This is a genomic window from Bacillus sp. VA13 (genome assembly GCF_055710085.1).
Genome location: NZ_JBVQPP010000002.1, coordinates 647172 through 666903, shown reverse-complemented (window position 1 = coordinate 666903; position 19732 = coordinate 647172). Strand labels below are relative to the sequence as shown.

20 protein-coding genes and 1 pseudogene are annotated in these 19732 nt (G+C 44.7%); 9 read left to right on the top strand and 12 right to left on the bottom strand.

Annotation, left to right across the window (positions count from 1 at the left end):
* Positions 1-54: 54 nt before the first annotated feature.
* Together AC0C66_RS11510 and pelC are read left to right on the top strand one after the other, a co-directional pair.
* Positions 55-807, top strand: coding sequence for a C39 family peptidase (locus AC0C66_RS11510; RefSeq protein WP_072182567.1), 753 nt, complete (start codon positions 55-57; stop codon positions 805-807).
* 253 nt (positions 808-1060) lie between these two features.
* Positions 1061-1726 (top strand): pectate/pectin lyase PelC, encoded by a 666-nt coding sequence (gene pelC, locus AC0C66_RS11505; protein ID WP_472973583.1) that lies wholly within the window; start codon positions 1061-1063, stop codon positions 1724-1726.
* Positions 1727-1747: 21 nt separating this feature from the next.
* Here pelC and hprF read toward each other — a convergent pair whose 3' ends face one another.
* Genes hprF through hprK form a run of 5 tightly spaced genes read right to left on the bottom strand, consistent with a single transcriptional unit; the run spans position 1748 to position 5634 of the window.
* The gene (hprF, locus tag AC0C66_RS11500) at positions 1748-2266 is read right to left on the bottom strand and encodes a heptaprenylglyceryl phosphate O-acetyltransferase (protein ID WP_088679707.1); all 519 of its coding nucleotides are present in this window, start codon (positions 2264-2266) and stop codon (positions 1748-1750) included.
* A gap of 3 nt (positions 2267-2269) precedes the next feature.
* On the bottom strand, positions 2270-2920 hold the full coding sequence (gene ppaX, locus AC0C66_RS11495; RefSeq protein ID WP_088679706.1) for a pyrophosphatase PpaX: 651 nt from the start codon (positions 2918-2920) through the stop codon (positions 2270-2272).
* On the bottom strand, positions 2917-3855 hold the full coding sequence (locus tag AC0C66_RS11490; protein ID WP_072182564.1) for a nucleoside recognition domain-containing protein: 939 nt from the start codon (positions 3853-3855) through the stop codon (positions 2917-2919). The genes ppaX and AC0C66_RS11490 overlap by 4 nt, the downstream gene beginning before the upstream one ends.
* Positions 3856-3878: 23 nt before the next feature.
* Positions 3879-4688, bottom strand: coding sequence for a prolipoprotein diacylglyceryl transferase (lgt, locus tag AC0C66_RS11485; RefSeq protein ID WP_072182563.1), 810 nt, complete (start codon positions 4686-4688; stop codon positions 3879-3881).
* 13 nt (positions 4689-4701) lie between these two features.
* The gene (hprK, locus tag AC0C66_RS11480; RefSeq protein ID WP_014115306.1) at positions 4702-5634 is read right to left on the bottom strand and encodes an HPr(Ser) kinase/phosphatase; all 933 of its coding nucleotides are present in this window, start codon (positions 5632-5634) and stop codon (positions 4702-4704) included.
* Between the two features lie 181 nt (positions 5635-5815).
* Between hprK and nagA the strand changes: the two genes are divergently transcribed.
* Genes nagA through nagR form a run of 3 tightly spaced genes read left to right on the top strand, consistent with a single transcriptional unit; the run spans position 5816 to position 8480 of the window.
* Positions 5816-7006, top strand: coding sequence for an N-acetylglucosamine-6-phosphate deacetylase (nagA, locus tag AC0C66_RS11475; protein WP_461845758.1), 1191 nt, complete (start codon positions 5816-5818; stop codon positions 7004-7006).
* A complete protein-coding gene (gene nagB, locus AC0C66_RS11470; protein WP_461845759.1) occupies positions 7003-7731 on the top strand; it encodes a glucosamine-6-phosphate deaminase in 729 nt (242 codons plus the stop codon). The genes nagA and nagB overlap by 4 nt, the downstream gene beginning before the upstream one ends.
* Before the next feature lie 17 nt (positions 7732-7748).
* Entirely contained in the window at positions 7749-8480 is a 732-nt protein-coding gene (nagR, locus tag AC0C66_RS11465; RefSeq protein ID WP_461845760.1) for an N-acetylglucosamine utilization transcriptional regulator NagR, read from the top strand.
* An 18-nt stretch (positions 8481-8498) separates the two neighbouring features.
* Here nagR and AC0C66_RS11460 read toward each other — a convergent pair whose 3' ends face one another.
* Positions 8499-12368, bottom strand: a complete 3870-nt coding sequence (locus tag AC0C66_RS11460) for a metallophosphoesterase (protein ID WP_461845761.1) — start codon at positions 12366-12368, stop codon at positions 8499-8501.
* A 164-nt stretch (positions 12369-12532) separates the two neighbouring features.
* Between AC0C66_RS11460 and AC0C66_RS11455 the strand changes: the two genes are divergently transcribed.
* On the top strand, positions 12533-13006 hold the full coding sequence (locus tag AC0C66_RS11455) for a MarR family transcriptional regulator (RefSeq protein ID WP_014115311.1): 474 nt from the start codon (positions 12533-12535) through the stop codon (positions 13004-13006).
* A 40-nt stretch (positions 13007-13046) separates the two neighbouring features.
* On the opposite strand, the gene cypX is transcribed toward AC0C66_RS11455, so the two are convergent.
* Positions 13047-14264 carry a pulcherriminic acid synthase gene (gene cypX / locus AC0C66_RS11450; RefSeq protein ID WP_072182559.1) on the bottom strand — a complete coding sequence of 406 codons (1218 nt, stop codon included), beginning with the start codon at positions 14262-14264 and terminating at the stop codon, positions 13047-13049.
* A gap of 14 nt (positions 14265-14278) precedes the next feature.
* A complete protein-coding gene (gene pchC, locus AC0C66_RS11445; protein ID WP_072182558.1) occupies positions 14279-15025 on the bottom strand; it encodes a cyclo(L-leucyl-L-leucyl) synthase in 747 nt (248 codons plus the stop codon).
* A 438-nt stretch (positions 15026-15463) separates the two neighbouring features.
* Here pchC and pchR point away from each other — a divergent pair, with 438 nt between their 5' ends.
* Positions 15464-15973 (top strand): pulcherriminic acid biosynthesis transcriptional regulator PchR, encoded by a 510-nt coding sequence (gene pchR / locus AC0C66_RS11440; protein ID WP_014115315.1) that lies wholly within the window; start codon positions 15464-15466, stop codon positions 15971-15973.
* 21 nt (positions 15974-15994) lie between these two features.
* A complete protein-coding gene (locus AC0C66_RS11435) occupies positions 15995-17206 on the top strand; it encodes an MFS transporter (RefSeq protein WP_072182557.1) in 1212 nt (403 codons plus the stop codon).
* Between the two features lie 30 nt (positions 17207-17236).
* On the opposite strand, the gene AC0C66_RS11430 is transcribed toward AC0C66_RS11435, so the two are convergent.
* The 4 genes and pseudogenes from AC0C66_RS11430 to yvlA all read right to left on the bottom strand — a co-directional run bounded on the left by AC0C66_RS11430 (position 17237) and on the right by yvlA (position 19246).
* A complete protein-coding gene (locus AC0C66_RS11430) occupies positions 17237-17596 on the bottom strand; it encodes a phage holin family protein (protein WP_003219771.1) in 360 nt (119 codons plus the stop codon).
* A 1-nt stretch (position 17597) separates the two neighbouring features.
* Positions 17598-17793: pseudogene (locus AC0C66_RS11425) on the bottom strand (PspC domain-containing protein).
* 4 nt (positions 17794-17797) lie between these two features.
* Positions 17798-18895 (bottom strand): DUF4097 family beta strand repeat-containing protein, encoded by a 1098-nt coding sequence (locus AC0C66_RS11420; RefSeq protein ID WP_061187838.1) that lies wholly within the window; start codon positions 18893-18895, stop codon positions 17798-17800.
* A gap of 24 nt (positions 18896-18919) precedes the next feature.
* Positions 18920-19246, bottom strand: coding sequence for a protein YvlA (gene yvlA / locus AC0C66_RS11415; RefSeq protein ID WP_003219765.1), 327 nt, complete (start codon positions 19244-19246; stop codon positions 18920-18922).
* Positions 19247-19465: 219 nt separating this feature from the next.
* Here yvlA and AC0C66_RS11410 point away from each other — a divergent pair, with 219 nt between their 5' ends.
* Complete coding sequence (locus tag AC0C66_RS11410) at positions 19466-19696, top strand: hypothetical protein (protein WP_003219764.1); 231 nt, start codon at positions 19466-19468, stop codon at positions 19694-19696.
* Positions 19697-19732 lie beyond the last annotated feature (36 nt).

The window sequence follows — 19732 nt, the reverse complement described above, 5'->3', positions numbered from 1 at the left end:
TCTTTATGTTTGGCATGCTATAATACATATCAAATAGAGAACAAGGAGATAAAGATGAAAACACTGCGAACTCTATGTGTACTGATCATTCTTTCAGGCGTTATTTTTTTCGGACTTAAAATAGATGCAAAAGATATAGATATTCCTTTTTTGAACAGCCTTAAAAAAGTGGTTTCTGATAGCAATACGGGCACAGCCGCGAACAGCAAAAAGAAGCTGAAGGGAAGCGCCGAACCGCTTGATGTCATCCTTTACAATCAAATGGACGCGCCTCGGCTCTATAACGGCTGTGAAGTAACAAGCCTTGCGATGGTGCTGAATTACGCGGGATACGACGTGACAAAAAACACACTGGCTAACCAGATAGCCATAGTGCCTTTGACATACAGCAGCGGATTAAAAGGTGATCCGAATGACGGATTTGTCGGGGATATGGCGAATGGACCGGGTCTCGGTGTCTATCATGGACCGATCTATCAGTTGGCGAAAACCTATGCCGGAGACAAAGTGTCTGACCTGACTGGAAAAAGCATTTCTGCTGTTTACGAACAGCTTGAGAAAGGCAATCCTGTTTGGGTCATCACAACCTCCAACTTTACGCCAGTTGACAACATGCAGACATGGAAAACACCAAACGGAACGATTGACATTACGTACAGTGAACACAGCGTCGCCGTCACGGGATATGATGAAAAATATGTCTATCTCAATGATCCGTATGGCTATAAAAACAGAAAAACCGACAGAGCCAGCTTTGAAAAAGCGTGGGAACAGATGGGCAGCCAGGCCGTTGTGATTCAAAAGTAAACAGCTGACAACCGTTCGTTTTCACAATAGTATGCTCTATCCTGAGCAAATACGACAATATTCACGCTTTTTATTTCAATCGGTAATATCGATTCATTTTCCAGTTACCATCCAACATTATCTTTACTTTCCGGCTATCTGTTTTTATGATTAAAGCAGATTCAGCCTTGCCCCGATCTATGTGAGAGAAGCCGGCGCAAGACGCTGAAGCTTCTCTTACAAAAATTAAAGCGATCCGGGGAGGATTTTATCATTGAAAAAAATCGTGTCTATCCTATTTATGTTCAGTTTGGTTATGGGTTTCAGCCAGATTCAGTCATCAACTGCTTTTGCAGCTGACAAAGTGGTGCACGAAACAATTATCGTACCAAAAAACACAACATATGACGGGAAAGGACAGCGGTTTGTAGCAGGGAAAGAATTAGGTGACGGAAGCCAGGCCGAAAACCAGGAACCAGTTTTTCGTGTGGAGGATGGAGCAACTCTGAAAAATGTGGTGCTCGGCACACCTGCTGCTGATGGCGTGCACACTTATGGAAACGTTAACATTCAGAATGTGAAGTGGGAAGATGTTGGCGAGGATGCGTTAACGGTGAAGAAGGAAGGAAAAGTGACCATCGACGGCGGCTCTGCCCAAAAAGCGTCAGATAAGATTTTCCAAATCAATAAAGCCAGCACATTCACAGTGAAAAACTTCACTGCAGACAATGGCGGAAAGTTCATTAGACAGCTTGGCGGTTCAATCTTCCACGTTGATGTGATCATTGACAAGTGCACCATCACGAACATGAAAGAAGCGATATTCCGGACAGACAGCAAAACAAGCACGGTTAGAATGACAAATACACGCTACTCCAATGTCGGCCAAAAATGGATTGGCGTTCAGCATATTTACGAAAACAACAATACTCAATTTTAAAATAAAAAATCCCGCTGATGTTTATTCAGCGGGACTTTTCAATCTTGCTTGCATTTCTTCCTTCGTATAGATGATCCTCATCGGATTTCCGCCGACAAAAGCCCCGGCAGGCACATCTTTATGGACAAGTGTTCCGGCGGACACAACTGCGCCATCCCCTATTTCCACACCGGGCAGAATAGTCGTGTTGGCACCGATCATCACTTCGTCTCCGATCAGGACTTTGCCGATCCGGTATTCTTGAATCAAATACTCATGGGCCAAAATGGTCGTATTGTACCCGATGATTGTATTTGTTCCGACTGAGATCTTTTCCGGAAACATAATATCCGGCATCACCATGAGGGCAAAGGAAGTCTGCTTTCCAACCTTCATCCGCAGAAATGTACGGTACAGCCAGTTTTTCATCCCTATAAACGGTGTATATCTCGCAATTTGAATGACAATAAAATTTTTGACAACCTTTACAAAAGGCACCGTTTGATAGACATGCCATAGTGAGTTAGCCCCCGAGACCGGATGACGATCTGTTTTTCTCACAGATTACTTCACTCCAACGATTTGTAATAGATCACTCATTTTCTCAAGCATATAATCAGGCTCATGCTTCGCCAGTGTTTCCGGCCCTTTAATCGTCCATGCGACTCCAGCCGTTTTTGTCCCGGCGTTTTTCCCTGACAGCACATCATGGTAATTATCTCCTACCATAATGGCTTCCGCCGGCTCGCTTCCCAGCTGTTTCAGCGCTAAAAGCACAGGCTCGGGATCAGGCTTTGCCATCGTCACATCATTAAGGGTAACGACCGTTTCAAAGAATTCGCCGATTCCCGTCAGCTTGAGGCCCATATTGACAGTATCTCTTAATTTCGTTGTCACAATCCCTAATTTAAAGCCGGCTTTTTTTAATGCATCCAGGGTTTCATACACCGTTTCATATTCAGTCACGAGTGTATCATGCATGTCATGATTGTACGCTCTGTACATGGCGATCATATCATCGCATTTATCAGCGTCCATCGAGGAGAATGTGTCAAAAAGAGACGGCCCGATAAACGCGAGAACGTCTTCTCGTTTATACTTGCTCGGGTAATAATGCTCCAGTGTATGCAAAAAGGACGCGATAATTAATTCATTCGTATTAATAAGAGTTCCGTCTAAATCAAACAGAATCGTCGTTACTCGTTTGTCACTCATATTGCTTCCTTTCCAACCGCTGAGGGTTTCCATTTTTTCCATGTGTGCGCAATAGCCATTGTCAGCAGCACTGCGGTGGTGACACGAATCAGAAGAAGAGGCCAGACCGGTATGCCGAGCGGAATAAAGACAAGTGTATCTTCCACCACCGCGTGGCAGGCAACGAGAAAAATAAATGCCAATGTCATATCCCTTCTGCTCACGCCGTCGTCCTCGACAGCTTTGATCATAACACCCGCTCCGTAGGCCAGACCGATCGTCAGTCCCGCCACCATTGTCATGGACGTATTTTTATTCATGCCAAGCAGCTGCGTAAACGGAGACAGCCACCTCGAAAACCGATGCAGCCAGCCTAAATCTCTTAAAAACTGAATGATGATCATCAGCGGGATCACTATTGCCGCCAGCTGCAAAACACCAAGTCCAGCTTTCGTTAAAGCTTCGGCCAGCATTGCCAGCCAGCCGTCAGGGGCCGCACTCTTCGCGGTGATAAAACCGTACTGCGCCGTTTCCTGTCCGCCATGCCAGATGAGGTTGATGACGATCGCTGACACAGCGGCCAAACCGATACGCACCGCCAAAATAACGCCAATTCTGATGCCGACCTTTGCGGCAACTGTCGATTCGATAATCAAGTTATGACAGAATGAAAGCATTACAGCTAAAATAAAGACTTCCTTCACAGATAAATCCAATGTCAAAATTCCGGCAATTCCTGCATACAGATTCAGCATATTTCCCAGTACAAGCGGAATGGCCGCTTCACCCGAAAGCCCGAACAGGCCCATAACCGGTGTGATCAGCTGTACAAGCCAATCCATGACAGGTGTATGCTGAAGCAAAGTGACCAAAAGTGTTACCGGGAAAATGACTTTACCGAGTGTCCATGTTGTTTGAAGCCCCGCCGTTAGACCGGCCAGAAAGATCTTCTTCATCCCTCATCCCCCTTTGTTGACGTCTACTCTGCGTACCGCTCCTTCGAGTATCCCTTGACGCGTCTGAAGATGATGGCTGCCACAGCCAAAACAATCAATACGATTGAAATCACCTGAGCGATGCGAAGTGCCTCAGTCAGCATTAAGCTGTCAGTCCGCATTCCTTCAATAAAGTATCGTCCGATTGAATACCAAATGATATAGATCAAGAACATCTCGCCTCTACGCAAATTTGCTTTGCGCAAGAACAGCAAAATGATGACGCCGACAAAGCTCCATAGTGATTCATATAAAAAAGTAGGGTGATAATATTGTCCATCAATGTACATTTGATTGATAATAAATTCAGGCAGGTGCAGGCTTTCTAAAAAGGCTCTGCTGACTGCCTCACCGTGCGCTTCCTGATTCATGAAGTTTCCCCAGCGGCCGATCGCCTGGCCGAGTAAAATGCTTGGCGCGGCAATATCCGCAAGCTTCCAGAACGAAAGGTTTTTCACTCTCGAAAACACATAACCTGTTAAAATGGCGCCGATCAATCCGCCGTGAATGGCAATGCCGCCTTTCCAAATCTTAATGATTTCTCCGGGATGTGCCGCATAATAATCCCATTCAAATGCAACGTAATAAATTCGTGCGCAAATAATCGCAATCGGAATGGCAAACAGGACCAGATCGATAAACGTATCTTTCTGCAGCCCCCGTTTCTCACTTTCCCTCATCGCAATCCAAAGCCCAAGCAAAGCGCCGAGACCGATAATGATTCCGTACCAATGGACGGCCAACGGCCCTAGCTGAAACGCTATCGGATTAAGTGGTTCTATCGCTTCATTCATTTAACGCCAACTCCTATTCGTCTTGTTCACTGTCTTCAATGACATCCGCCAGCTTATTGGTAAATTGCTCAGCGGCGTTCAGCCCCATCCGCTTCAATCTGAAGTTCATTGCTGCCACTTCGATGATGACTGCGAGATTTCGGCCCGGACGGACAGGAATCGTCAGTTTTGTAATTTCTGTATCAATGATTTTCATGGTTTCTTCCTCAAGCCCGAGACGGTCGTATTGCTTACCCTGCTCCCAAAGTTCAAGATTCATGACAATCGTAATCCGTTTATTGCTTCTGACCGCACCGGCACCAAACAGCGTCATCACGTTGATAATGCCAAGCCCTCTGATTTCAAGGAGATGCTCAATTAATTCAGGAGCGTTTCCGACAAGGGTATCCTGATCCTCCTGCCGAATTTCAACGCAATCATCGGCGACAAGGCGGTGCCCCCTTTTCACAAGCTCCAGCGCGGTTTCACTTTTCCCGACGCCGCTCTTTCCTGTGATCAGTACGCCGACACCGTATATATCCACAAGCACACCGTGAATGGCTGTGGTTGGCGCAAGTCTGCTCTCAAGGAAGTTGGTCAACCGGCTTGACAGCCTTGTCGTTTTCAGCGGCGATCTGAGGACAGGCACGCCGTTTTTCTCAGAAGCGTCAATCAGCTCCTGCGGGATAGGCATATCTCTAGAAAGAATAATAGCTGGTGTTACATCCGTGCACAGAGAATCCATTCGCTGCTTTTTATCCTCTTCCGGCAGCTGTTCAAAGAAAGAAAGCTCCGTTTTTCCGAGAAGCTGCACGCGCTCTCTCGGGTAATATGTAAAATATCCGGCAATTTCAATGCCTGGTCTTGATAAGTCACTCATTGTAATCGGGCGGTTAACTCCTTCTTCTCCGCTGATTAATTCCAAATTGAACTGTTCCATTACGTCTTTTGTGCGAACCTTTGCCACGATATGTTCCTCCTGTTCCGGGCTGCCCCGAGCTTGCTCACAATAATTTCATTTTATCACTTTCGGGCTTGAACCTAAAACAGATTTTATAAAAGACAGGAAAACGCCTTAGCTGGTCTAGATCACTAGTCTGAAAAGGGGTAAAATAAATGTATTCATATTCCAGAAAGGCGGATCACCTATGGCAGAAAGTCTTCTTATCAAAGGCATCGAGATCGTGACAGAAAACGAAGTAATCAAAAATGGCTATGTCGGAATCAATGAAGGAAAAATCAGCACAATCTCAACAGAACGGCCTAAAGAGTCTTATTCAAAAGAGATTCAAGCACCGGCAGATTCCGTTTTGCTTCCCGGGATGATTGACATTCATATTCACGGCGGCTATGGCGCAGATACAATGGATTCAAGCTTTTCAGCCCTCGACACCATGTCGTCAAGGCTGCCCGAAGAAGGCACGACGAGCTTTTTGGCAACAACGATTACTCAGGAACATGGGCACATTTCTCAAGCTTTGGTAAATGCAAGAGATTGGAAAGCAGCTGAGGAATCCTCTTTATTAGGTGCGGAACTGCTCGGCATTCATTTAGAGGGCCCCTTTGTTTCACCTAAAAGAGCCGGAGCGCAGCCAAAGGAATGGATCAGGCCTTCGGATGTTGCGCTTTTCAAAAAGTGGCAGCAGGAGGCGGGCGGTCTGATCAAAATTGTCACACTCGCGCCGGAAGAGGACCGGCATTTTGAACTGATCCGCTATTTGAAAGACGAATCGATTATCGCATCGATGGGGCACACAGATGCCGACTCCGCATTACTGTCGGAGGCCGCGAAAGCAGGCGCGAGCCATATGACCCATCTTTACAACGCGATGAGCCCGTTTCATCACCGAGAGCCCGGAGTGATCGGAACGGCACTTGCCCATGATGGGTTTATGGCAGAGCTTATTGCCGACGGCATCCACTCCCATCCTTTAGCGGCAAAGCTTGCTTTCTTGGCAAAAGGCAGCACCAAGCTCATTTTAATTACCGATTCAATGCGGGCAAAAGGCCTGAAAGACGGCGTATATGAGTTCGGCGGCCAAAGTGTGACGGTAAGAGGAAAAACAGCTCTTCTTTCAGACGGAACACTTGCCGGTTCGATCCTCAAAATGAACGAAGGCGCACGGCATATGCGTGAGTTTACAAATTGTTCTTGGACGGATATAGCTAATATAACTTCTGCAAACGCGGCCAAACAGCTGGGCATCTTTGACCGAAAAGGCAGTGTGACAGAGGGAAAAGATGCGGATCTTGTCATTGTCAGCAGTGATTGCGAGGTGATTCTCACCATTTGCCGCGGAAACATTGCATTTATATCCAAGGAGGCTGACCAGATATGAAAGTAATAGAATGTCAAACATATGAAGAGCTAAGCCAAAAAGCAGCCAAAATAGCGGCAGACACAATCAAGGAAAAACCTGACGCCGTTCTCGGTTTAGCGACAGGCGGCACACCGGAAGGCACGTATCGCGAGCTGATCCGCCTGCACCAAACTGAGAATCTCTCATTTCAAAACGTCACCACGGTTAATTTGGATGAATACGCCGGACTTTCAAGCGATGACCCGAACAGCTATCACTTCTATATGAATCATCGTTTTTTTCAGCATATCGATAGCCTTCCAAACCGGCATTTTATCCCGAATGGAAATGCAGACGACCTGGAAGCCGAATGCAGACGGTACGAACAAGTAGTCGAATCCCTCGGCGGCACTGACATTCAGCTTCTCGGCATCGGCCGAAACGGACATATCGGCTTTAACGAACCGGGAACGCCTTTCAAGTCGCGGACACACGTTGTGACCTTAAATGAACAAACCCGCCAGGCGAATGCCAGATATTTTCCTTCAGTAGACAGTGTGCCAAAAAAAGCGCTCACAATGGGAATCCAGACGATTCTCACAAGCAAGCGCATTCTGCTGCTTATTTCCGGCAAAAGCAAGGCAGAAGCAGTGAAAAAGCTGTTAGAAGGAGACATAAGTGAAGATTTCCCTGCATCTGCTTTGCACCTGCATTCCGATGTAACGGTTTTGATTGATCGTGAAGCAGCGGCATTAAGACCTTGAAAGGAACATGCTGACTTATGAAGATCGATAAACAATCGCCTATTCCGATTTATTATCAGATTATGGAACAATTAAAAGCGCAAATAAAGAGCGGAGAGCTGCTGCCGGATATGCCTCTTCCCTCTGAGCGTGAATATGCCGAACAATTTGGGATCAGCCGGATGACGGTTCGCCAGGCTCTTTCTAATTTAGTCAATGAAGGCTTTCTCTATCGCCTTAAAGGGCGGGGAACCTTTGTCAGCAAGCCAAAAATGGAACAAGCACTCCAAGGGCTGACAAGCTTTACCGAGGATATGAAAAGCCGCGGGATGACACCGGGCAGCAGGCTCATTGACTATCAGCTTATTGATTCAACGGAGGGGCTTGCCGCTATATTAGGTTGCGGGCACCCCTCCCCTATCCATAAAATCACTCGGGTGCGACTGGCAAATGATATTCCGATGGCGATCGAATCCTCGCATATTCCGTTTGAGCTTGCGGGTGAATTAAATGAATCGCATTTTCAGTCTTCGATTTACGAGCATATTGAAAGGTACAACAGCATACCGATTTCCAATGCAAAACAGGAGCTTGAACCAAGCGCTGCAACATCTGAAGAAGCAAGCATACTCGGCATTCAAAAGGGGGCGCCTGTCCTGTTAATCAAACGAACAACATATTTACAGAACGGAATTGCTTTTGAACATGCCAAATCTGTATACAGAGGCGACCGTTATACATTTGTCCACTATATGGATCGTCTTTCATAAAAAAATCTCCAATCCTTTTTAAGGATTGGAGACATGGCGAAAATCTAACTGGTCTGGCGCCGGACGATATGTCTCTTTTTTCGTCTTGAACTTCCAGATCGGTGATTTCGTTTTGCCGTTAAAACTGTCTTCTACAATGATGTACCAATAATAAACAGAATGCGGCTCGAGATGATCCCAGCGGAATTCAGCAGTATCCCCGCTCTTCACTTGCTCCCGTTTTCCGAGCTCTTCATTGGTATATACATTACACTCAAAATAATCGGTTTCCACCTTTTTGATCCTCGGCTTCAAATCAAGCGAAAGAGAAAACTCATCCTTGTCACCGTGGGTATCCGCATCATAGTAGTTTTTATCTTGTAAATGCGGAGAGTACGTCGACACATGCACCATATCATTCGCCTGGTCAAATTGCAGCAAACGCAAATACCCTTGCCCGCCTTCTGGCCCGCCCTGATAATCGGCCAGCATTTGATGCACGAGGCGATCCGGTTTTCCATCACCATCATCATCAAGCTCATCAGTTTTTCTCATCGCACTATGATAATGTCCGCTTAACACCATCACGACATTCGGATTCGGCTTCACGACTTTTTTAAATATTTTCTCTCCGATCGGGCTTCTGTTTCCGCTGACCAGCAAATACTCATGAAAAGCTAAAACAGCCATCCGGTCAGGGTGCTTCTTCAGTACCTGATTCATCCACGCGATGTCTTCATTGGTAATGCCCCACCCCATGTATAGCATGATGTAATCATTGCCGTTGCTTGAAATCAGGTCGTAATGCCCTCGGTTATTTTTATAGGAACCGCCATAATGCAATTTTTTATCAAAACGATCACTGCCAAAGTATTTGCCAAACGCCCTGTAGGAGCCGTCCTTATGCCCGACATCGTGGTTACCGGCCAGCACGCCGTAAGGAATCCCGCTTTTATCCAGAACGGACATTGACCGATTCGCGTTTTTCCACTGTCTGATATCAGCTGAATCATCTACAATATCACCCGTGTGAAACACATATTTGATATTGAGTTGCTTTTGATTATCTTTTATCCATGCAGTTTGTTTATCAAAAATATGCGGATAGCTTTCGGCGTAATACTGTGTATCGGACGTCCAGACAAATGTGTACATATCTTTCGCAGGAGGAATTTCATCCTGTACGATCACATTCATCTTCGACTTCCGTACAAAATCGGAGGCGATCACAGACGCCTTCAGCATAAACGGTTTGTCATTCTTTGCAACAAAGCTGTCAACCGGCTGCCACTCGTTTGTCCGATAATTCCAAACATACATCGTCACCTTTCTTCCCGGCAAAGAACTTCCCTTCCAGACTGCTTCCGCCAAGTCATTCTCATCAACTGACGGATCAACCGTCACTTCAAAGCGATGATAAGGGAAAAGTTCCTTCTTTTCTGTCGATACTGTTTTTCCGTCAGCAGCAGATACTCTCTCCAACTCTTTATTCGTAAATGGGGTCTCGCTTTCCGGCACAAAGCTTTTCGGCGGTTCAGTCAGTGACGCATGCTTGAATATTTTCACATTGTTTCGCGCTGTATATTGAAATCCTCTATAAAAAGCGACATCCATGGCGTCATTCGTCGGATCCTTCACCCGCACAGAAAGCTTAGCCCTATGCGTGTCGGCTTCGCTGTCTATGACCTCCGGCTGATCTGGATGCTCTCGTTCTGTTTTAAACGTCCGCTCAATAACTGTTTTATTGCCCGCGAGATCCGTTGCTGTCACTTTTAGCGAATGTTTTCCCGGCAAAAGTTCAGAAGATGACGTATGGTATGGGAGTGTAATGCTTTCACCATCTAAAGACGCCTTCACTTCCTCAATTTTGCTCCATTTATCATACATATCCGCCTGCAGGATGAGGTTTCCTTTGTACGTTTGTCCCTCGGTGATATTCGGCTCAATGTGAGGCCCTGAATTATCTACCCGCACAACCAAGCTTACATTTTCCTTGCCGTCGCTCGCTTGAATATAGTGAACCCCTTCAGAAAGCTTTGATGTATCCCACTCCAGCAGCTGTGACGTAAACAGTCCGTCAGGCAGATTGAATTGAAATTGCCAGCTTTTATTCGAGCGCTGATTATCTCCAATAAAGAGTTCCTTCTCAGGAGAAACCCTCTGATCCCTGATCACCGTACCATCCGATAACACCAGTCGGGCGTTTTTGACTAAGAAATCATCACGGTTTTCAGCCGTATCAAACGGCGATACCTTTGAACCTGATCGTATCGTAATATGCTGCAGCTGCTTCCCTTTGCGAAGCAGCGTCTCCGGCAATGGAACAGAATAGGTGCGGTATTTATTTGTCGTATCATCGAACACCTTTAATACTTTGCCTTCCATCGTTACCGCGTTTTTAAAGTAAAGATTCGTTTTTCTCGTATCGAACGCAAAATACACTTCTTTTTCCATAGCGGGCTCTGTCACTTGTTTTTTTCCGTCAATCCACAGCCTAATGCTGTCAGTGCGCCCGTCTGTCGTCGCTTTTAGAAACTGAGTTCCCGATAGCGTATCTCTGTTTTCAATATTCATCCGCAAACCGTGCGACTTGCTTGTTTGTTTAATATCAATCATTTTGACCGGGGTTCTTGCTTCATTGATCCCGTCCCCTGCAGTCACGTAATACTCAAGCTGATCCTTCCCGATCAGTTCAGGCGAATACACAATATAATGATAGAGATTGTCGTTGCGGTCTTTTTCAGCGAAAATGCGCTTAAACGGTTTGTTTTCATCTGTCCGATAGTAGAAAGCCGCCGTTTTCACAAGACTGCGATCCCGTATGTCAGCACGCAGCTCAATGCTTTCAGCAGGACGGACAGGCTTGCGGTCAGTCAAATCCTCAATGACTGGTTTTTCTTTATCAAGCTTGATTTTTCGTTTCTGCTCAGGCACCTGCGCCTGTAATACAGTTCCGGGGGACGGATTCTTTTCTCCGATTGAAATATTGAGAAGTTCTGCGGTACCGTCCATCGGATACTTGTAAAGCACAGACGACAGCCGGCGCAGCGCATGTTTCCGATAATGTGCAACCGAAATATCTTTTCCTGTATTCGTTGATATCACGGCTGCACGCGGTCTGGTATTGGCCATGCCCTCTGTCTCTTCTATCACCGCAAGATTTTTCCCTTCCGTTAATTGTGTCTGATAATATCGATTGAAATCCTCCGCCGTCAATTCTGGATGTCCGGCAGGCTTCAGCCAAAACACAAACGTTTCACCGGATGGAATCGTGATCTTTTTTTCCGGTCTCCAAATCAGATCGGAGTCAGGCCCTTCTTTCGGATAGCGGTAACGGATGTGATAGTCTTTAAAATCAATCGTTCTGTCAGTCGTATTATAAATCTCAATAAATTCATAACCGTCTGCACGTCCAATGTTCTTTGTATCAACCGCTAGTTCTGTGATCAGAAGCTCCGGAATATGGGCAAGATCAGCCTGATATCCTTCGAGCTTCAGTTTCTTCATCTCCGACTCGACCCGCTGCTTCCCATTGGAAACCACAATGTAATAATCAAGCTCGCTGTTCCAAATCAATCGTTTCGGAATTTGCGCGAAAAACTTGCGGACCGCTCCAGGTGTCGGATCCATCGGCACCATTTTGTAGCCCAGCTCATTACTTTGTTTATAAAACAGAAAGGCAGAAAATGCTTGATACTCATTGTCACGCACTTGAGCCTCAATCATCAGATTGCTTTTCATTTCAGCTTTCACATCGATTTGAGGAGGATTTTCAAGCAAGGGTATGTAATGAGGCGTTTGGAATGGTTCCTGATTTATAACAGGAAAAGCTTTCGGTTCATGATGGCCGCCAGACAAAACTGAAAGAAAAGACAAGAATAAAGAAGTAATAACAGTGTATTTCCTCATCAAAACACCTCCCTTTTCATGTATTTTGCGTCTGAACAGGGAAGCTTATGAGTTCATTTTTGTGCATAAAGAACAAAAAAGCGTCTGCCTCTTGAAGATTCCACTATTACCCAGTAAACTAAGGATAGTTAACCAGTTAACAATTAAATCAGAGAGGCAAATTGATGGACAACAGTATTCATGATGAATTAATTCAAGCTATACAACAATTCGCTTTAAAAAGGGATAAACGTGTCATGCAAAAGGTACAGATACCATCCCGCGACATGTCCTCAGAACATCTCGAACACCTCAGAAAAGAATGGACATTGACCCAGCTTCACATTGTTTCCTGTATACATACCAGTCAAAATGTGAACAACAGCTTCTTAGCATCCCGCTTACATATTTCAAAAGCCGCTGTTTCAAAAGCAGTTCAAGCTTTGTTGAAACACAATATCATCACAGTGACAAAAAAGCCCGGCAACAAAAAAGAAATTTTTTATACGCTAACTGAAAGCGGCAGAGAACTGGCGGCATTACATGAACAGCTTCATGAGAAAGCAAAGGAGCAATATAAACAGCTCTTCAATGAATTTTCAATTGATGATTTAAAAACAGTGACTGCGTTTTTCAACTTGTGGGTAAAACATATGTAAAAAAAGCCTCCCCCACATGGGAGAGACCTTTGAAATCTTATTACGCCCTGTCAAACGCAACGTGAAGTGAAACAGGTCCGCGTGTATACAGACCGGACTCAGCATAACGAAAACCTTCCTCTAATCTAATATTCCGCATCTTATCCAGCACAATATTGGCTACAATCTCGATTTCGGTTTTGGCAAAAGCTGCTCCTACACAGTTATGGATGCCTGATCCGAAAGCGAGATGCCGGGCGGCGCCGCTAAAAGCGCTTTTGATGCCGAGATCTTCCCGATGAATATGAAACACGTCAGGACGTTCAAACGCTTCAGGGTCCCGGTTAGCCGCTCCGATCATACAAAAAACAATCGTATCTTTTTTGATTTCCATACCGCCGACCACCGTATCTTGGGACAGCTGCCGCGGAATCAGCTGAACCGGCGGTTTATAACGCAACGTCTCCGCAATGGCTCTCGGCACTAACGAACGGTCAGCCAAAACATCATTCATCTGCTCGGGATTGTTGAGCAAATGATAAATCATCAGTGCCAGCGTCTTATCTGCCGGTTCCGTTGCGGCTAACAGCACATTGAGAATCAGTGCCAGTATATCCTTGTCCGACATCGCCATGCCTTCATATTCAGAAGTACATAGGATGGAAATTAAATCAGATTCCGGATTGACGCGGCGTTCTTCGATGACCGGCATCAAGTATTGAGAAAGCTGTTCGCTGCACCATAAAGAATGCGCCCGCGCTTCTGGAGTCTGAGAGATACTCGTAATAAAATCGGCAACCCCGCTGTGCCACTCAGCGATTTTTTCATGATCTCTTTTATCCAGCCCGAGCATGTCCATCGTGACACACACTGCAAACGTCTTTCCAAAATCATTGACGAGATCGATTCTTCCTCTTTCAAGATAAGGTGCTAACAAGTTTTCTGCATTTTGTTTAATCAATGGAGACAGATGATCCAATGCGTCCCCTACAAAGCTTCTCACTACAATTCTTCTTTTAGCGGAGTGTTCTTTCCCATGCATTTGGGCCAGCACAGGGCCGCGCATGACCGGTTCAGCACGCTGAACAAGTGATTTTGTCGTGAAAATATCAGGATGCTGAAGGATATAGCGGACATCGTGATAGCGGCTGATAAAATAGCTGTCTATCGACTCTTCATAATGAACAGGATCTTCCTCCCGCAGCTGTGAAAAATAAGCATATGGATTTTCTTGAAATTGATCAGAAAGCACGCTAGACAATTTAATGGATTGATTCATGTTAACTCCCCCTATCATCCTTCAGATGTGATCCGTGTTTCAGAAAGCATCTGCGCCATTTCTTGTACAATGAGATACCCTTGATTCGGCCGCATACGAATAGAAAATTCATGGTTACTGATCTTCTCACCCAGCTTCCACGGACGATGATAAGCAAGGAGCGTCTCTTCCACCTCAAGAATATCCGGAGCTCCGATAAAAAACGGCAGCTCAGCAATGACATATTCCACAGCCAAATTCAGCATATCCTCACTGACTTCTTCCATCATCAAACTGATTCCGCGTGCACGCCCGATAATCGCTTCACGAGACATGTCCAAACAAGCATGCCGAAAATGTGGCTGCTCAAAAAACGCATGTTCAACTTCTTGTCTCATCAGCTGATAGGCTTTGTTTTCCGTGAAATCAGAAAATGTATGAATCGCCTTCGTGTCCCCGCCATGAGCCGCAAGAGCCCTTTCTGCAAATCTCCTGTTTCGCGATACCTCTTTCCTTACCTTTCGTTCAGCCTTGCCTCTGGGAGTTCCGAGCGCTTCAAGAAGGTTAGCCGCCTCATGCCCCGCAAGCAAAACGGAAACGCTTTTAAATTCAGCTGTCGCCCATCCAATCAATCTGTAAATATAATCTTCAGAAAACCTGCTGTTAAATGGGCTGATCCCCACCAAAACATGCTGGCGCCGTTCAAATATTTCTCTGCAATTTTGTGTCAGTGGCTCAGCAGTAAAATCTATAGGCTTTCTTTCCGTCGCCATTTCGGTCATCTCATTCACCCCTAAAAAACTTATCCCGCTTTAAGTCATCACCCTCATAAAGAGTTGGAACAACTGGCACAACTGAACAAGACGAATGGCAGGCAGCACTTAAAGTTACCAAGCGAATTATGTTAAGATTCAAACTTCTATGTTCATTTTTCAAGGTGCATATCATAATTAATGTTTACTAGTAAACATTAGTCATTTTATCCCTTATTCCTCTACCCGTCAATATAATCTGTACCCAAATATTTGAAAATAAATGTAAATGTCACATTTTTCACACACTTTTTACACTCATATTCAGCATGACACAACACCAAATAAAGCTTAAACACCAGCAATTGACAACGAAAACAAGAAAAGATAAAATAATATTGTTCACCGGTAAACAATATTGTTTATTGTTTCATCGTAAACTATTATTCCTAAGAAAGAAGGTAGCCTATGTCTGATTTGACGAAGCAGATGATATACGACATATATGTGAGACTGCTGCACCTTAATGAACAAAAAGCGAATACTTCACTTCAGCAATTTTTTAAGGAGGCCGCAGAGGAGGATGTGATCGATATCCCTAAAAACATGACAAGCATTCATGTCATTGACTGTATCGGCCAGCATGAACCCATTAACAATGCGGGAATCGCCAGAAAAATGAACTTATCGAAAGCGAATGTAACGAAAATCAGCACAAAACTGATCAAGGAAGAATTCATTAACAGCTATCAGCTGACAGATAACAAAAAAGAAGTGTATTTCAAATTAACTCGTAAAGGCAGACGGATTTTCGACTTGCATGAGAAATTGCATAAAAAAAAGGAGCTGGCTTTTTACCAATTCCTCGATTCATTTTCACAAGACGAACAAAATGCTGTATTGAAATTTCTAGAGCAGCTGACATCTACACTTGAAGCAGAACAAAACGATGAGACTCCGGACAAACCTGTAAAGTAAACAAAAAGGCGGTGTACACTTATGACTCAAACAAAATCAAAGGCGGTATTGATCTTATACATTGTTTGCTTCAGCGCATTTTTTGCATCTTTAAGCCAAAACATTTATTCACCTATTATCCCGATTATTAAAGAATCATTCCATGTTTCCGCAGCAATGGTAAACCTGTCAGTCTCAGTTTTTATGATTGTGACAGCGATTATGCAAATTATATTAGGGACCATCATCGATTTTAAAGGCGCGCGGTTTGTCTTGATTGCCGGAATTATGGCAACGGCAGCTGCCAGCATCGGCTGTGCGGTAACCACTGACTTTACTTTGTTTCTGATATTCAGAATGATACAGGCTGCGGGATCTGCAGCACTGCCTCTTATTGCTGCCACAACGATCGGACAGCTGTTTACAGGCAGTGACCGCGGGAGTGCAATGGGAACATATCAAATGCTCCTGTCCGCCGCGCCGGCTATCGCACCCGTTCTCGGGGGATTCATAGGCGGAGCAGCCGGGTACGAAGGGATCTTTTGGATGCTTACGGCCATCTCTGTCGTTATGCTGGTGACAAACAGCATCATCTTTCCTAAGGACTCTCCCGCTGGATCTAAGCAGCAAGCCCAAGGCAATGTGTTCGCTCATTACAAATCAATATTTACAAATCGAACAGGAAACGTCATTTTGACCTTAAGTTTTGTCCTCTTTTTCATTTATTTTGCGGTGATCGTCTACCTCCCGATATTGCTGACGGAGCACTATCATATTGATGTGAGCATAGCAGGATTGTTATATTTGCCACTGGCGCTAAGCACGATTGCCGGTACGTTTCTGTTTAAAAAAATACAGGCAAAAATCGCGCTGAGCACCTTGTTTATCGGCAGCAATGTAATCGCAGCCTGCAGTATCATGTTGTTCGCCGTTACACATTCCGTTTCTCTCACTCTCATGGCTCTCACACTGGCACTGTTTGGCATCTCGATGGGGGTCATCCCTCCCTTGTACTCCACAATGATCACCAATGAATTTGAACACAATAGAGGGAGTGCAATCGGAGTTTTTAACTTTATCAGATATACAGGCATGGCGGCAGGTCCGATGATATCCGCCTATCTGCTCACACTGATGCCGTCTGCCATGTCCTTTGGACTCTTAGGCCTTATATTTGCCGCATTGAGCTTTTGCCTTCTGCCGCAAATGTATCCGCCGCAGAAGCGCGTAAAACAAAAAAAACACCACATGTAAAAAAAGCTGCCTTCTGTATGGCAGCTTTTTTTATTTCTTTCGCAGCGGCTCTAAAATGCCTTTTTGAATCAGCAAGTGGAACACCGACAGGATAACAGATGCCCATATCGCTGTGCCGAAGCCGTCAATTTGAAAACTGTCACCCATAATGGACGCGGTCATCATCAGGGTGATGGCGTTAATCACAAACAAGAAGAGACCAAGCGTCACCATCGTGACCGGCAGTGTAAAGATAATCAAAAGCGGTTTAATCAGCACGTTTAAGATCGATAAAATGAGACTGGCGATAATCGCTGCCCCAATGCTGCTAACATGAATGGAGTCAATGTATCCATCAATGACGATTAATAACAATGCATTTACCAAAATGCTGACTGCCCATTTTACCATGTCATTTCATATCCCTTTCTGACGGGACGATAAAAATCCAAGATATAAATGAGCAAAACAGGGAAAACACTTGTCATAATAGCTAGGATGACAGTTATGACTCTGAGGAGTGATGCATCCCAATTGAAATATTCCGCGAGACCTCCGATGACACCGGCCATTTTCTTGTTTTTTTCTGAACGATAAAGCCTATTCATTTGATCACCTCTGTGAGTACTTTAGTTTGATGGCGCCTGTTAATGATTCTGAGAAGACGGTGATGTTTTGATCATGTGCCTGATTTGAAGTGAACAACATTTCTTTTTGAATGGTATCATTTTTTTCTTTCAGCATCTCAACATCCATTAATTCATGGGACAACGAACCAAGATTGCTTTTTAGCTCTGCCTTCACTGCAAGATCGTCCGGAATCGAAAGCTCCACATTTCCAGTTGTCGTTTTGGTATAAATGGAGCGGCAGTCAGAGTCTGTTACGTGAATCGCAATATTTCCGTTAAAGCTTTGAACGTCAATGGATTCGCTTCTCCCACGGAGATCGATCAATCCGTTAATGGTTTCCGCTTCTATCGTGCCACAGCTGTGGCTGGCAAGCTTAATTTGCCCGTTGGCCGTTTCGGCTGTGGCTTTTTCGGCTGTTAAATGCGAGAACGACAGCACGCCGTTTGTCGTTTTCGCCGAGAACTCTTTTACATGTAAATGTTCCCCTCTGACCGGACCATTAAACAGCTTCACCCGAATCTTATCATACTCCTTCTGAGGAATATATAAAGTCACATTGGTTTTCATTGTTTTCTTCTCAGTACGGATAAAAAACTTATTTCCTTTGATTTCACATTCAATATGCTGAAGAAATGCATGTCTCGCCGCATCCTGACTGTCAGCGCGATATACCTTCGCCTGGCATTCCGCTCTGATATCCTCGTCTTCCCAAGGGACGATATTCACGCTGCCGTTGGCAATTTGAAGCTCAACACTGGAGAAGTCAGTATCTTTAAATTGAAAAATGTGCTGAACATCATACGCATGGCCAAAGTTCAAATCAAGGTCAACTTCCTTGACCTTTTTCACAGCGGAATCAATCCAATCAAACAGCTTGGCTCCTAAAGACGGCTTGCTGCTTTCTTTTTTTTCTGCTGTAAACGGCTCTTCCTCGTCATGTACATGAACTGAGAGCGCTGTGATTTTTTCTTCTTTTTCCTTGTAGTCGCTGTCAAGTTTTTCAATCAGTGTCAAAGCCTCTTGTGCTGTAAGCTTTCCTTCCTCAACAAGCTTAAGGATTCGTTCCTTTTCTTGCTTCATGACGATCTCCTCCCCATTGTCTACTTATGCTGCACGCAGCACCTTAATGCCCTGAATCACATTCCAAATCATAATGCCAATAACAACTAAGAAATAAATAACTGCTCCCCCAATGATCACAAATACAGGCAGCAGGCTGTCTCCATCAATGGCAATGGCTCCGCCCAGAAAAGCGATAAAAAGGACCAGCCAGCCGGCAAAAGGAACAATGTGAGAAATAAGAGAACGTATCGCATGGCGTTTTGTTTCTTTCTCATCTACAACAAAATAAGCGACAATCGGCACAATGATTGGCGCAATGAACACACTGAAATAGCAAAGTGATGCAATAATAGCTTGATTACGGTTCAATTCATTCCACACTCCTATTGTGAATTTTACCCATGACAAAAGATCAGGGACGTTTTACTTATATATACGTTTAAAACGTCAGCAGGTTTCAAATTCATTCTTTAGACATGCTCCGATTTACGGAAATTGGATTTTAAAAAGTTTTAGAAGTAGAATCTTCCGGCTGTACCGATTACAATATGTAAAAAGCTTACGGCAATCAAGGAGGCTGGACAAGCAATGGAGAAAGACCCCAGTGACTATACAGTAACACAGGAATCGGTGTTAAAGCTGATTCGTGAACAAAAAAGAATGAATCGTGAAATGATCGCTGAGCTTGAACAGATCCACGGACCTCTTCCGATCTCTCACGATATTCAATACATAAAAGTACTGCTTGACAGCAGCAACACGCATATCGTTCAAGATTTAATGAGTGTAAGTAAGCAGCTGTATAAGAAGACTTTGTAATATATACTGCAAAGAAAAGACAAAACCCTCTGAAAA

Coding starts and splice junctions, on each gene's coding strand:
- AC0C66_RS11510 (WP_072182567.1), top strand. CDS start 55: ATGAAAACACTGCGAACTCTATGTGTACTGATCATTCTTTCAGGCGTT.
- ppaX (WP_088679706.1), bottom strand. CDS start 2,920: ATGAGTGACAAACGAGTAACGACGATTCTGTTTGATTTAGACGGAACT.
- AC0C66_RS11490 (WP_072182564.1), bottom strand. CDS start 3,855: ATGAAGAAGATCTTTCTGGCCGGTCTAACGGCGGGGCTTCAAACAACA.
- lgt (WP_072182563.1), bottom strand. CDS start 4,688: ATGAATGAAGCGATAGAACCACTTAATCCGATAGCGTTTCAGCTAGGG.
- nagA (WP_461845758.1), top strand. CDS start 5,816: ATGGCAGAAAGTCTTCTTATCAAAGGCATCGAGATCGTGACAGAAAAC.
- nagB (WP_461845759.1), top strand. CDS start 7,003: ATGAAAGTAATAGAATGTCAAACATATGAAGAGCTAAGCCAAAAAGCA.
- nagR (WP_461845760.1), top strand. CDS start 7,749: ATGAAGATCGATAAACAATCGCCTATTCCGATTTATTATCAGATTATG.
- AC0C66_RS11460 (WP_461845761.1), bottom strand. CDS start 12,368: ATGAGGAAATACACTGTTATTACTTCTTTATTCTTGTCTTTTCTTTCA.
- AC0C66_RS11455 (WP_014115311.1), top strand. CDS start 12,533: ATGGACAACAGTATTCATGATGAATTAATTCAAGCTATACAACAATTC.
- cypX (WP_072182559.1), bottom strand. CDS start 14,264: ATGAATCAATCCATTAAATTGTCTAGCGTGCTTTCTGATCAATTTCAA.
- pchC (WP_072182558.1), bottom strand. CDS start 15,025: ATGACCGAAATGGCGACGGAAAGAAAGCCTATAGATTTTACTGCTGAG.
- pchR (WP_014115315.1), top strand. CDS start 15,464: ATGTCTGATTTGACGAAGCAGATGATATACGACATATATGTGAGACTG.
- AC0C66_RS11435 (WP_072182557.1), top strand. CDS start 15,995: ATGACTCAAACAAAATCAAAGGCGGTATTGATCTTATACATTGTTTGC.
- AC0C66_RS11430 (WP_003219771.1), bottom strand. CDS start 17,596: ATGGTAAAATGGGCAGTCAGCATTTTGGTAAATGCATTGTTATTAATC.
- AC0C66_RS11420 (WP_061187838.1), bottom strand. CDS start 18,895: ATGAAGCAAGAAAAGGAACGAATCCTTAAGCTTGTTGAGGAAGGAAAG.
- AC0C66_RS11410 (WP_003219764.1), top strand. CDS start 19,466: ATGGAGAAAGACCCCAGTGACTATACAGTAACACAGGAATCGGTGTTA.